The sequence below is a fragment of the Thermopolyspora sp. NPDC052614 genome (assembly GCF_040678635.1).
Classification (GTDB): domain Bacteria; phylum Actinomycetota; class Actinomycetes; order Streptosporangiales; family Streptosporangiaceae; genus Thermopolyspora.
In genome coordinates this window covers 103,821-116,014 of record NZ_JBFATZ010000020.1, presented here as the reverse complement: position 1 = coordinate 116,014, position 12,194 = coordinate 103,821, and the positions used below count along the sequence as shown (strand labels likewise).

The following is a 12,194-nucleotide window of genomic DNA, read 5'->3' as shown; positions in this document are numbered from 1 at the left end:
TCGGACACCTCGGCCTCGGGCTGGGCGGTGGTGGACGGATCAGCCTCGGGCGAGGCGGCCTCGGGCAGGGCCGTCTCCGGCACCGACCGGTCCGGCCGAGCCGTCCCCGGCACAGAAGTCTCACGGGAGGCGGAGCCGGAGCCCCCGGGCTCAGGTCCGGCCGCCCGCGGCACACCCGGATGCGGCGCGGGCGGGTGCGCAACGCGCGGGCGCGGTGTGGGGGGTTCCGGACCATCCGGTTCCGGCATGCCGGGCTCCGGCCTGTCCGATTGCGGCGTGGCCGGTTCCGGCACGGGCGGATTCGGGACACCAGGCCGCGGCGCGGACGGTTCCGATCCATCCGGTTCTGGCGTGTCCGGTTGTGGCGTGTCCGGTCGCGGCACCGACGGGTCCGGGGCAGCCGGGGCCGGTGCGCCGCCGCCGGGCGGAGAGGCCGGGGAACCCGGGTGCGGCGCGGACGGGTGCGGCGTGGACGGGTGTGGGACACCTGGGCGCGACGTGGACGGTTCCGATCCATCCAGTTGTGGGGTGTCCGGTCGCGGCGCCGACGGGTCCGGGGCGGCCGGGGCCGGTGTGCCGCCGCCGGGCGGAGAGGCCGGGGAACCCGGGTGCGGCGTGGACGGGTGCGGCGTGGACGGGTGCGGCGTGGACGGGTGTGGGACACCAGGGCGCAACGTGGACGGTTCCGATCCATCCGGTTGTGGCATGTCCGGTTGTGGCGTGTCCGGTCGCCGCGCCGACGGGTCCGGGGCGGCCGGGGCCGGTGCGCCGCCGGGCGGAGAGGCCGGTGCACCAGGGGCGGCGGGCGCGGCGGAGTCGGAAACGGGGGTGGGGGTGGGGCTGTTACGGCCCGGGATCAGGCCGAGCATGCACATCAGCAGCACGTCGGCGCGCAGCTGGTCCATGGTGCGCGGGTCGCCGTTGTTCTTGAACGCCCTGGCCAGGGCGGTGATGCGGTTGGCGGCGGCGACGGTGGCGATCAGCGGCAGGTTCACCCCCAGCAGCGTGGCGGTGCCCTGCTCGTCCTCACGCACCTCCACGCGCCGGTCCTTCTGCGCCGCCCTGGCCTTGGCCGCCACCTCCTCCGCAGCCAGCTCGGCGACCGTGGCCGCGACAAACGCGCGCAGCCGGCCGGTGGTCATCGACGCAGCGTGCGGGAGAACCGCCGCCTCGACCCTGCGCATCGCCGCCTGAGACAGGCCGGTCAGCCCGGTGACGATCACCTTGGCGCGGGGCAGGTCGATCGCGGCCGACTTCAGCAGCGCGCCGGTGGCGGGCAGATCATGGGTCAGGGCGTAGGCCAGGCCCTGCAGCACACCGGCCGAATACTCCGTCAGCGTCAGCGCCAGCGAGATCTCACTGCAGACGCCCTCGCTGACGTCGCTGGAGCAGATCACCCCGTCACGGGTGAAGCGGGCCTGGTCACGCGCCTCCAGCTCGGCGACCGCCTCCAGCTCGGCGGCCTGCGCCCAGGAGGTCAGCCGCCGCCAGCCGATCATCACCGAGATCAGCTCATGGTTCTTCAGCGTGCCCATCGCGGCGCCGGTCCCCGCCAGCCGCTCCAGCAGCACCGCCAGCCCCGCACCCGGCGACATGAACTCGGCATCCTCCGCAACCAGGCCCGCAGCATCCGCACCGGCATCCCCGCGGGCATCCTCCGAGGTGGCCGCGTGGGGGTCCGCGCAGGGATCGTCCGGGGTGGTCGCGTGGGGGTCCGCGCAGGGATCGTCCGAGGTGGTCGCGCGGGCATCCCCGCAGGCAGCGTCCGAGGTGGCCGTGGCGGCCGTCGTGGCCCCGGCTGCGGTGGCTGCGGTGGCTGAGTGGGCTGCAGGGGCTGGGGCGGCAGAGGGGCCGACTTCCTCCGGACGGGTGCGGGCCGGGGCGTCATCGGGGCGCGTGGGTTGCGAGGCGGCCTGGGCGTTGGTATCGCGGGGGCGGACCGTTTGATCGGGCGGCCGGGTGGAAGGCGCGCTCGGCGTGGGGGACGGGGCAGGGGCGGAGCCCGGCACCGAAGCGCTCGGTGACGTGGAGCTGGGGGAAGGGGAGCTCGGTGACGTGGAGTGAGGGGAAGGGGAGCCCGGTGACGGGGAGTGCGGTGAGGAGCGAGGGGAAGGGGTGGCGGGGCCGGTGACGGCGGCCATGGGTCACCTTCCTTTCGCTTCTTTGGCGGGCTGGCCGGCTTCTATTCTCTCGCTTTCAGGTCGAACATGCGAACGAATCATTTGCGACATAGGTGGAAATGGCTAAGCAGATCGGAAAGACTAAGGGAAGATTTTTTCGAATTGGTGGAGGCCTGAGCTCGCAGGGGGCTTGCCGCAGCCGCAGCCGATGGCCCTTGAACGGCGTGCGGATGCCGACGCCCGCGCCTTGACAGCCATCATCGGCAGAAAATGATCATCCCGGCGGCAGTTCCCGAGATCATCGGTTATAGGACGCCACGCTCCGGCGATACCCGCCCGCACACCGCCGGGCTGGGGAGGCGTGCTCCCCGCCGCCTGGATCTGGCCGGTTCTGATCTTGGTCCCGGTTCGGCACCCAGTGGCATGAGTACGGCGTCGAGGCGCTGATGGCCGCCTATCCCACGGCGAACCGCCGGGTCCTGGCGGAGTACCTCGCCGGCGTCGTCCTCACCGCCGTGGTCGGCGTCGTGCCGCTGCTGCGCATGCTCGTCGCGGGCGACGAGGTCGGCATGTCCGCCTGGGGCACAGCCGTGCTCTTCATCCCCGCACTCGCGCTCGCGCTCGGGACGATCAGCCGTACCCACCGACTCTTCCAGATCATCTACCTCGCTGTGGTACGCGGCGATCAACGGCGTCCCGCTCGTCGACTACATGGGGCTGGTCCGGGACGGCGGCCAGCTCGCGGGGCCGCCCCCGACGCGATAGCGGGGCTCGCGCCGCTGTTGCTCGGCTCGGTCTTCCTGACCCGGACGGCCAGGAGACGGCTCGGCGGATGAGCATCGACACGATCGGTTGCATCGGTCGCACTCATGGGGCGGAAGGATGCCGCCCGAGCGGCCCGAACACGGTCCCGGCGAGGAAGACGAGCTGGGGCGCTCGGCGCGCTCACGGTCGCAGCCACGGTCACGGCGATCCGGCGAAGGCGGTGCAGGTAACGGTCCACCTTCGCAGGAGTACCGGTCTACCCCCTATAAATTCTCAGGGATATGCTGCGGCCTGGACCGGCGCAATTATGCGCAACGGTGGAGTGTACGGTGACAGCGCCCCTGCCGATACGCAAGGGATCATGCGTGACACCAGTGCAAACAGACACGTCACCGCCGTGCACCCGTTGACGTCAAGGTGGGTCCAACCCGATACCTATATTGTCCCGGTTCAGGGAGGAATATAGCCTCCCTCTTTCAGAGCGTTGGAGACCGTGCCCCCGATCTTCAAGGCTCTGCGGGAACAACTCTGGGATCCGTACCAAGGCGCTGCAATGCCTGCATGCATTACGCAGTCCATCCAGCGCTTGAATGACCTCGTCAATAGCCTGTGCCCGGGGCACTGCAACTGGCTCTGCAAACCAAGCTCAGGGCCCTGGGCGCTCTTCTCTTACCAACGGTTCGTCCCATCCGTGGCGGTCCTGAAGCGCGGAGATACAGTCTGCGGATCGTCATGATGGTGATCCCGCTTCTCCTTCTCGCCGCTTTGGATATGAATGTCAACGCCCTCCCTCGTCTGCACTGCACCCTGGAATAGTCCAGCAGTACGGCGAGCCATAACAGTCATGCCACGCTCGCTGCAGCGAGAGATGGTAGAGGACTCGAACAGTTCCGTCTTGCGTTGACGCGTGCCGATGGCTGCCATTGACATAAGCCCCACACACAATCAACATAATTGAACCTGTCTAACTCCGGGAATCATTCGGGAAACTCGACTCCATTTGTAGGAATCGGATGACACAAAATGGCCCAGCGGGACAACCGGGCGAGCAACTCCCTACGACGTTGGACCGAGGCAGCGGCATCGGCGAAAGCAAACTCCCCGTAGCCGCATAGCCCTCTGCATCTATGCATAGTTGCTGGTCATCGGCATGGCGCACCGCCCGCCCGCGCTTTCCGGCAAGCCTATACGTCAACTGAGGGAATGGCGAACCAGAGGGCCTCGTCCGGACTTCGGGCGCAAAGCCAATCGGCTGCAAGGGCGCTCGGCTTACTCGCGGCCGACCGCCGACCACGGCGATCCGGACCGACGACTGCAGGTGCGGCGGAGCCGGAGCCGTCAGCGGTGTCGAAATACGCCCGACCAGTGCTTCATAACGCTGGAGAACCACCTATTCACGCAACGCCAAACCTGACCCGGTCCAATAAACAGAATTGCAGTCTCCGCGCAGGTTGACGCCCAATCTCACAAACCACATTGACGTTCACAAGTCTCATCTGCCACGCTCTTATCAACGCCTCGGCGGCCGATGCCGAGACGGACGGATTTCCGCCTTCCGACAGACGGGGGAATACCATCGTGAAAACCGTCAAGAAGATCGCCGTTGCGATGGCCACGGCAGGTGCCCTAGCACTGGGCCTGTCCACGCCCGCCCACGCGATCAACGAAGTCGACTGCGGCGACCGCACGGACTTCCTCCTCGTCCGACTGCCCTCAAGCGATCACTGCTTCGCCAACGCGGGGCCCATCGGGGTCGACCTACGGGACCCCGTCCTGATATGGGGCGGCAATAACGACGCCATCATCAACTACGTCGACCGCGTCGGAAGGGGCGACAGCATCCGCGTTAATAGAGGCCAGTTGCTGAGGCGGGTGGACGGCAGCCTGCCGGATATTCCGAGGATTTACGAGATCCGGATACTCTAAACGCATACCAGCGCGACCTATTGGCCGCGCGGACGTCGACGGCCCTTCACGGACCCACCTCCATCACTATAGCCCTGCCGGGCTGTGAGGTGGGTCCGTTTTCCTTTTTCCTTCCTTCGCCGGCCGTTCCACGTCACGTCGAGACGGCGAACCAGACGGCCTTGCCCGGGCGTCCGCACAAAGACCGCACACCGCAGCGACCGTCCGACAGGGCGGTCACCGTGACCAGACCTCGCCCTCGTTCGAGTACGCCGAGATCGAGGGCGTCCACGTCGTCGAAGGTCAGCTCGGCGGCGGGCCACCGGGGCAGCAGCGGAAGCCGCGCCCCGCCATCGATCAGTTCCACCGTCGTCTGGTCCTGCGCGTGGTAGACCCTCAACTCGTACGGCGGCTCGCCGTGCTCGGCGGCGTTGGCCGCCAGCTCCTGAACCATCAGCAGGGCATCGCAGGCCCGCTCGGCGTCGAGCGGCAGCGACTCCAGCGCGGCGGCCAGCAGCCGCCTGGTCCGGCGCACCAGGGTTCCTGCGGGTCCAAGCGGCCACAGCAGGATCGCGGGCGAGGTCCAGGCGGTCCGCGCGGTGTCGCCGGTACGACTCGCGGCTGGGAGCATGACGGCCCTTTCCATGCGTTCGACGCCGGTCGAACGCGGCGCTCAGGCGACGGCTGCGGTCCGGGCCCGCGCGGAGGACGCCCGAGTCTTTGCCATCGCATGTCTGATGTAACGAAAAGTGCTTGCCGAATCACGTGCAGTGCCATAGTGGTGTGGACGAAGCCGCTACCCAAGCGTTTCCGCTGGTGGAGACCGCCATCCAACACCACGCAAGGAGAGGAACCGGACATGTCGCGCTCCGAGCCCGTGGACCCGACCGTCTCTCCCTGGCACCTGCTCGGCGCGGCCATGCGCCACTGGCGCGAGGACGTCCGTGGTCTCAGCCTCCGCGACGTCGCCGCCAAGACCTACGTCGATCCCGGCGACCTGTCGAAGTGGGAACGTGGTTTGGCCCGCCCGCAGGCCGACACCGTCGGCCGCATCGACGCCCACCTCGGCGCGAACAACCAACTCGTGGCGCTACAAAGCACTATCTGCGACCTTGACCGCCTGCGCCGCAGGGTTACTGTGCGAGACAGGACCCCTACTCAGGATGAGGACGACGTGGAACGCCGCACCCTCCTGCACCTGCTCAGCGCCTTCGGCGCCACCACGGCCCTGCCGCCCGGAACCGTCGACACGGTCTTCGCAGGCGTCAAACGCTCCCTCGACGACCGCCTCGACAACGATCTCGATGACTGGGAGCAGGCCGCCGGGGAGTACGCCCAGGTCATCTGGACCGCTCTGCCCGGCGCCCTGATTACCGACCTCGCGGCCGACCTCCTCCAGATCGGCAGGCTCCTCGACCGCGACCTGCCCGGCCCGATCCGCAACGGCCTGATGCGCGTCAGCGCCCAACTCGGCGTCTACATGGCCATCGAACTCGCCGACACGGGCAATCCCCGCAGCGCCTGGCGTGCCTGGCGCACGGCCCGCCGCGCCGCCGACACCTCCGGCGACCTCGGACTGGCCGTCTGGGTGCGCGGCAGAGAAGTCAGCCGCGCCTATTGCGAGGGCCGCCCCGTCGCGGCGACGAACGCACTCCTCGACGACGTCATCCGCCTCGCCGGCGACAGGCCATATCTCGGCCTCGAAGCCGCCTTCGCGACCCGCGCCAGAATTCTCGCCTCCCACGGCGAGGCCACCCAGGCCAGATCCGCCGTCAACCAGCTCACCGAGCTCTACGACCGCCTTCCCGACCCCGCGGTCGGCGACCACCTCACCTCCTTCGGCGCCCCGGACGGGTACCTCTGGTTCGGACAGGGCTACGCCTTCGCCCTGCTCGGTGACGTTCGAAGAACGAGCCAGGCAGTGGAAAACGGATTGGCCGTCACTTCCGAGGAGCGGCAGGGGGCGAAGATCAATCTGCAGCTCATCCAGGCCCTCGCCTTGGTCAGGGGCGGCGATACGGCGCAAGGGCTCCAGCACGCTTTGGCTGCGGCTCAGGGCTTTCCCACCAGTGCTCCCCGCCGCCGCCTGCTCGGCGAGATCGTCAACAGCATCCCCGACCAAGGCCGCAGCACGCCCGCCGTCCACCACCTCCGCGGCCTCATGTCCACGTGAGGCCACAGGCCCGTCCGCGCTGACCGGCCCGCCACGGCCGGTGCCCGTTCGCGGGCCGGCCGGTCAGTCCGGGGCTGTGTCGGGCGTGGTGAGGTGGGCGGCTTCGGCGAAGACGTCGAGGAAGAGTTCGACGTATTCGGCGACGTTGAGGTCGGTGGTGGCCTGGGAGGCTACGAGGGTGCCGTCGCTGAAGGCGAGGATGAGGCGGGCGAGGGCGTCGATGTCGGTGAGGGTGGTTTCGGGGGACAGGGAGCGGTCGACCCAGGTTCGCATCATTTCGAAGACCTGGGCGCGGGTGTCGAGGAAGGCGTTGCGGGCCGCGGCGTACGCCTGGCGCTGGTCGAGGACGACCTGCATGCCGATGCGGATGAAGTCGGGCATGTCGCGCAGGGTGGGTACGGCGCCGAGGAGGATCGTGGCGAGGGCCTCGCGGAGGGGGATGCCCTCGGGGGTGTTCCACTGCGGGACGGTGGTGAGCCAGCGGGCGAAGTCGGTGCGGATGACCTCGGCGAAGAGTTCGTCCTTGTCGGCGAAGTGCCAGTAGATGGAGCTGGCGGGCAGGCCGGAGCGTTTTGAGACGGCGGCGATGGTGGTGCCGTGGATGCCGCGTTCGCGGGCGAGTTCGGCGGCGGCGGCGAGGATGCGGTCGCTGGAGCGCTGGGAGCGTTGCCGGCGGGCTCCGGCTCTGCCGGTGCGCCCGCCGTTGGACGACTTGTCAGCCACGGACGGGGACCGGCTTCGCGACGTGGGCGGCCAGGGCGCGGGCCAGGAGGGTGACCTGGCGGGGCGGGATGCGGGTCGAGCCGGCGCGGAACTGGATGAACATGCCGTCCATCATCATCATGTGGAAGCGGGCGAGGCGGCGCAGTTCCTCTTCGGTGGTCGGCCGGTCGACGAGGACCTCGCGCCACCACTCAAGGAGCGCGTCCTCGCTGTTCTGGCGGACCTGCAGGAACAGGCGGCGGGCCTTCGGCTCCTCCACCCGCTGTTCGAGGGTGAGCATGAGGCCGAGGCGCCAGAAGTGCGGGTTGCGGGTCAGGTGTTTGACCGCGCGCTGGAACCAGGACTCGATGCGTTCCTCGACGCCGCCGGAGACCTGGCGGCGCGCCCGCCACATGGGGGCGTTACGCCGCCATTCGCGGTAGCTGTGCTCCAGGGCGGCGGCGAGCAGTTCGTCCTTACTGCCGAAGTGCCAGTAGATCGAGCTGGCCGGGAGGCCGGATCGCGCTGTGACGGCCGCTACGGTGGTGCCGTCGTAGCCGAGGTCCGCGGCGATCTCCAGCGCCGCGTCGAGGATGGCCTCGCGGGAGGCGTCGCCCTGTCGGCTCAGTCGCTCCGACTTCCGCTCCATGCGTGTTGTTCTACCACACGAACCGGTTCCAAGCCGTGTGTTGATCTAGATTTGGCTATATCGAACGCTACAGAATAAGGGGCCGGGGAAGCGCCGGAGGACGCGCTGTTCCTCCAGGCAGAACGCTGGATCGTCCCTTGAAGGGCGCCCTGTTAGGGTTTAACCTCTCTGTAGTGAACACTACAGACATGTGATCGTGGCCGGGATGGCGGCCGGTCTCATACCGATTCTCCCCCGCCTGCACCGAACCACCCCCACCGACCCTCACCAGGAGATGCACATGACGGCGATCGAGCCCGGGACGTACCGGGAGGTCATGGGCCATTACCCGACCGGCGTCACCGCGGTGACCGGCGTCGCCGACGACGGGCGGCCGACCGCGATGGTCGTCGGGACCTTCTCCTCCGTGTCGCTGGACCCGCCGCTGGTGTCGTTCATGCCGACGACGAACTCCTTCACGTTCGCCCGGCTTCGCACCGCGAAGAGCTACTGCATCAACGTGCTCGCGCACGACCAGGTGGACCTGTGCCGTGCCCTGGCCCGCTCCGGCGAGGACAAGCTCGCGGGCGTGAAGTGGTCGATGTCGCCGCACGGCGCGCCGATGCTCGACGACGCCGTGGCGTACGTGCACTGCGTCTCGCACCGGACGGTCGAGGCCGGGGACCACTACATCGAGCTGTGCGCGGTCACCGCGATGGAGGTGAACCGGCCCGTCACGCCGCTGCTGTTCTTCCAGGGCGGGTACGGCGGCTTCGCCACGCGGTCGATGACGGCGCGGACCGACGGCGACCTGGTCGCGGCGGTACGGCTCGGCGAGGTGGCCCGGCCGTACATCGAACGGCTCGCCCGCGAGCTCGGCTGCGAGGCCGAGGTGCTGGTGAGCGTCGGCGACGACGAGCTGATGACGGTGTCGGCGGCGTTCGGCGGGGACGTGCCGGTGCGGGAGCGCATCGGGGAGCGCATTCCGCTCATCCCGCCGCTCGGCGAGGCGTACGTCGCGGAGAACCGCGAGGATGTCGTCGCCCGGTGGCTGTCGCGGGCGGCGTCGCAGGATGAGAGGACGCTGGCCAAGTACCGCACCCGGCTTGCGGCCGTGCGGGCGAAGGGCTGGTCGATGTCGCGGCGGAACAGCGAGGGCGGGGGCGGCTATGGGGAGTTCGTGGCCGCGTTGCAGGAGTACTCGGCCGGGCCGCTCACGCCCGCCCGGGAGCGCGCGGTGCGGGCGATCATCGCGGAGGCGTCCCATCTGTACGAGGTCGTCGAGCTGAACGACGAGGAGAGCTACGACGTCGACAGCCTCGCGGTGCCGGTGCACAACCCCGAGGGCGGGGTCTCGATGGTGCTGCGGCTCATGCAGCTACCGCCGGAGGCGTCGGCGGCCCGGGTGCGGGTCTGGGTCAACTCGCTCAAGGAGGCCGCGGCCAAGACCGAGCGGGCGCTGCGCGATCAGCACCGCGAGGGCCTGGAGGAGTATCTGAGCTGGTACCGGTCCGAATTCCCCATGTAGTGCCCGGCGGCGTTGCCGCAGGTTGAGCCCCGGACGGCCTTTGTGGCCCTTGGCACGTTCGCGGCATTCCACGCATGCCCGACAAAAGGGCACACACTTGGGCATCATTCGGGCCTTCGTGATGAAGGAGATTTGCCGGACGCGTTCATCGGCTCGCACGGCGGAAAGGGCGCCCCGCCTCGTGAGCGGGGCGCCCTTTCCGCGCTTGGGCACGCCAGTGGACGTTGGTGGACGTCAGGGCACCTGGTGCATGATGCCCATCGGGCGTCCCTTGCCGCTGGGGTGCGGCTTGTGGCCCCAGATCGCGGACCGGTCGTAGACGCGCGGCACCCATGCCTCCTCGTCCACCTCAAGGCCGCCGTAGCCGTACTCGACGTGGAACGAGCTCGGCGTCGAGTGGTAGAAGCTGAACTGGCGGTCGTTGCTGTGCCGGCCCAGCGTCATCGTGAGCGGCACGCCGTGCTCCTCGGCCAGCTCGTACGCGAGGCCCACGTCGTCGATCGACTGAAGCTGGATCATGAGGTGGTTGAGGCCGGCCACGCCGGGCGGGCACTGCCCGAGGGCGAGCGTGTGGTGCCGGGCGTTGCAGTGGTAGAAGCGGGCGTACAGCCGGCCGGGCACGATGATCTTGTCGGAGAGCCGGAAGCCCAGCTTGCCGAAGAACTCGTGGGCCTGGTCGATGTCGGGAAGCAGCAGCAGCACGTGGCCGAGGCCCTGCTGGCCGGTGACGAAGCCGGAGATCGGCCGGCTCGGCTGGAAGCTGCAGGCGATGTGGCTCTGCCCCCAGGTGACCTCGTGGCGGAAGCCCCAGGGGTCGGTGAACGTGATGATGCGGTTGACGGCGCGCTCGGCGGCGAGTTCGTCGGAGCCGACTTCTGCGGCGACGCCGAGGTCGGCGAGGGTCTTGAGGAGGGCGTGCAGGTCCTCCTCGTGGTCGACGCCCCAGCCGATGTACGCGGTCTCGTCCTGCTCGCCCGGGTGGATCTGCAGACGCCACAGGGCGTCGTCGAACTTGACGCGGACCGAGCCGTCGGGGCCGGGCTCGGCGAGCTGCGCGCCCCAGACCTTGGTCACCAGGTCGGGCCATTCGTCCTTGTTGGGGGACTTGATGCCGAGGTAGGCGAGGGAGGTGATCACTTCTTGGTTCTCCTCGTGCTTTGTCGGGGGATGTCAGGCGAAGAGGGCCGGGTTGGCGTCGCCGCCGAAGTCGTCGGTCGCCCAGCCGACGTAGATGGCCTCGGCGATGTTGCAGATGTGGCTGTGGCCGGCCTGCAGGTCGCGCCAGTACCGCTCGTTGGGCAGGTGCTCGTGGATCGCCTGCGAGCCGCTGATCTTGTAGAGGCGGTCGATGGCGTCGACGGCGCGGCGCACGGCGCGGACGCAGTTGCGGCGGACGGTGAGGCGCTGCGTCATGGTGACCTCGCCGCCGGCCTCGAGGTACTCGTAGAGGTTCTTGATCTCGTTGAGCAGGATGGTGCGGGCCCCGGCGACGTCGGCCGCGGTCTCGGCGTACACGGCGAGCTGGATCGGGTCGAGCTTGGCGACGATGCCGCTGGCCGAGACGCGCTTTTCCATGTAGTCGCGGTAGACGTCGAGCGCGCCGCGCGCGATGCCGAGGGTGGCGGAGTTGATCGCGGCCGAGAAGAAGACGGGGAACTTGAGCCGGTACAGCGGCTTGCCCGGCCGGCGGTCCTCGTAGCCGCCGGCGTTCATCCGCACCTGCTCCACGACGCGGTACTCGGGGACGAAGACGTCGGTCATGCGCACGTCCTTGGACCCGGTGCCGCGCAGGCCGAGGACGTTCCAGCTATCCTCGACGATCTCGTAGTCCTTGCGCGGGATGACGAAGTGGCGGATGTCCGGCGGCACCCCGGGGTTGCCGTCGTCGCCGACGACGATGCCGCCGAGGATCACCCAGTCCGAGTGGTCGGTGCCGGTGGAGTACGGCCACCGGCCGGTGAACAGGAACCCGCCATCGACCCGCTTGGCCCGCCCGAACGGCGCGTACGGGGAGGCCGTCCAGGTGTCGGGGTCCTCGCCCCAGATCTCCTCCTGGACCCGCGGGTCCATCATGGCGATCTCCCAGGGGTGGACGCCGACGACGCCGGCGACCCAGCCCGCGGACGGCGACAGGCGGCCGACCTCCATGACGGCCTCCATGAACTCACACGGGTGAGACTCGTAGCCGTCGTACTCCTTGGGCTGCAGCAGCCGGATCACGCCGGTGTCCCGCAGCGCCTTGGCGCTCCGGTCGGTCAGCTTGCCGATCTCGTCGCTCGGCACCGCCTCCTCTTTGAGCACCGGCGCGGCGGCCTTGATCTTCTCGTGTACTTCGCTCATGTGTCCGTCCTTCGTCCCGTCGGCGGGGGGAGC

Annotated in this window: 10 protein-coding genes; 4 read left to right on the top strand and 6 right to left on the bottom strand. The window is 69.0% G+C overall.

All coding sequences use genetic code 11. The features are described 5' to 3' along the window. Window positions 1-1,595 (bottom strand): DUF222 domain-containing protein (locus AB0K60_RS31240; RefSeq protein ID WP_364063252.1); only part of this gene is annotated, 1,595 nt, incomplete at its 3' end. A gap of 971 nt (window positions 1,596-2,566) precedes the next feature. Here AB0K60_RS31240 and AB0K60_RS31235 point away from each other — a divergent pair. Next, window positions 2,567-2,956, top strand: a complete 390-nt coding sequence (locus AB0K60_RS31235; protein WP_364063249.1) for a hypothetical protein — start codon at window positions 2,567-2,569, stop codon at window positions 2,954-2,956. Window positions 2,957-4,463: 1,507 nt separating this feature from the next. Beyond that, window positions 4,464-4,811 (top strand): hypothetical protein, encoded by a 348-nt coding sequence (locus AB0K60_RS31230; protein ID WP_364063246.1) that lies wholly within the window; start codon window positions 4,464-4,466, stop codon window positions 4,809-4,811. A gap of 133 nt (window positions 4,812-4,944) precedes the next feature. Here AB0K60_RS31230 and AB0K60_RS31225 read toward each other — a convergent pair whose 3' ends face one another. After that, entirely contained in the window at window positions 4,945-5,421 is a 477-nt protein-coding gene (locus AB0K60_RS31225) for an ATP-binding protein (RefSeq protein WP_364063243.1), read from the bottom strand. Window positions 5,422-5,649: 228 nt separating this feature from the next. Between AB0K60_RS31225 and AB0K60_RS31220 the strand changes: the two genes are divergently transcribed. Further along, window positions 5,650-6,963, top strand: a complete 1,314-nt coding sequence (locus tag AB0K60_RS31220) for a helix-turn-helix transcriptional regulator (RefSeq protein ID WP_364063240.1) — start codon at window positions 5,650-5,652, stop codon at window positions 6,961-6,963. A gap of 63 nt (window positions 6,964-7,026) precedes the next feature. On the opposite strand, the gene AB0K60_RS31215 is transcribed toward AB0K60_RS31220, so the two are convergent. Together AB0K60_RS31215 and AB0K60_RS31210 are read right to left on the bottom strand one after the other, a co-directional pair. After that, window positions 7,027-7,686 carry a TetR/AcrR family transcriptional regulator gene (locus AB0K60_RS31215; RefSeq protein ID WP_364063237.1) on the bottom strand — a complete coding sequence of 220 codons (660 nt, stop codon included), beginning with the start codon at window positions 7,684-7,686 and terminating at the stop codon, window positions 7,027-7,029. Beyond that, complete coding sequence (locus AB0K60_RS31210) at window positions 7,679-8,314, bottom strand: helix-turn-helix domain-containing protein (RefSeq protein ID WP_364063234.1); 636 nt, start codon at window positions 8,312-8,314, stop codon at window positions 7,679-7,681. Before AB0K60_RS31210 ends, AB0K60_RS31215 begins: the two co-directional genes overlap by 8 nt. 280 nt (window positions 8,315-8,594) lie before the next feature. On the opposite strand from AB0K60_RS31210, the gene AB0K60_RS31205 reads away from it, so the two are divergent. Then, window positions 8,595-9,821, top strand: a complete 1,227-nt coding sequence (locus AB0K60_RS31205) for a flavin reductase (RefSeq protein WP_364063231.1) — start codon at window positions 8,595-8,597, stop codon at window positions 9,819-9,821. A 234-nt stretch (window positions 9,822-10,055) separates the two neighbouring features. On the opposite strand, the gene AB0K60_RS31200 is transcribed toward AB0K60_RS31205, so the two are convergent. Next, window positions 10,056-10,958, bottom strand: coding sequence for a VOC family protein (locus AB0K60_RS31200; RefSeq protein ID WP_364063228.1), 903 nt, complete (start codon window positions 10,956-10,958; stop codon window positions 10,056-10,058). Between the two features lie 33 nt (window positions 10,959-10,991). After that, window positions 10,992-12,161: a hydroxylase gene (locus tag AB0K60_RS31195; RefSeq protein ID WP_364063225.1), complete on the bottom strand. Its 1,170-nt coding sequence runs from the start codon at window positions 12,159-12,161 to the stop codon at window positions 10,992-10,994. Window positions 12,162-12,194 lie beyond the last annotated feature (33 nt).

What these genes read in the sequence shown, in the direction of transcription:
- AB0K60_RS31235 (WP_364063249.1), top strand. Translation starts at nt 2,567, where the DNA reads ATGGCCGCCTATCCCACGGCGAACCGCCGGGTCCTGGCGGAGTACCTC.
- AB0K60_RS31225 (WP_364063243.1), bottom strand. Translation starts at nt 5,421, where the DNA reads ATGCTCCCAGCCGCGAGTCGTACCGGCGACACCGCGCGGACCGCCTGG.
- AB0K60_RS31220 (WP_364063240.1), top strand. Translation starts at nt 5,650, where the DNA reads ATGTCGCGCTCCGAGCCCGTGGACCCGACCGTCTCTCCCTGGCACCTG.
- AB0K60_RS31210 (WP_364063234.1), bottom strand. Translation starts at nt 8,314, where the DNA reads ATGGAGCGGAAGTCGGAGCGACTGAGCCGACAGGGCGACGCCTCCCGC.
- AB0K60_RS31205 (WP_364063231.1), top strand. Translation starts at nt 8,595, where the DNA reads ATGACGGCGATCGAGCCCGGGACGTACCGGGAGGTCATGGGCCATTAC.
- AB0K60_RS31195 (WP_364063225.1), bottom strand. Translation starts at nt 12,161, where the DNA reads ATGAGCGAAGTACACGAGAAGATCAAGGCCGCCGCGCCGGTGCTCAAA.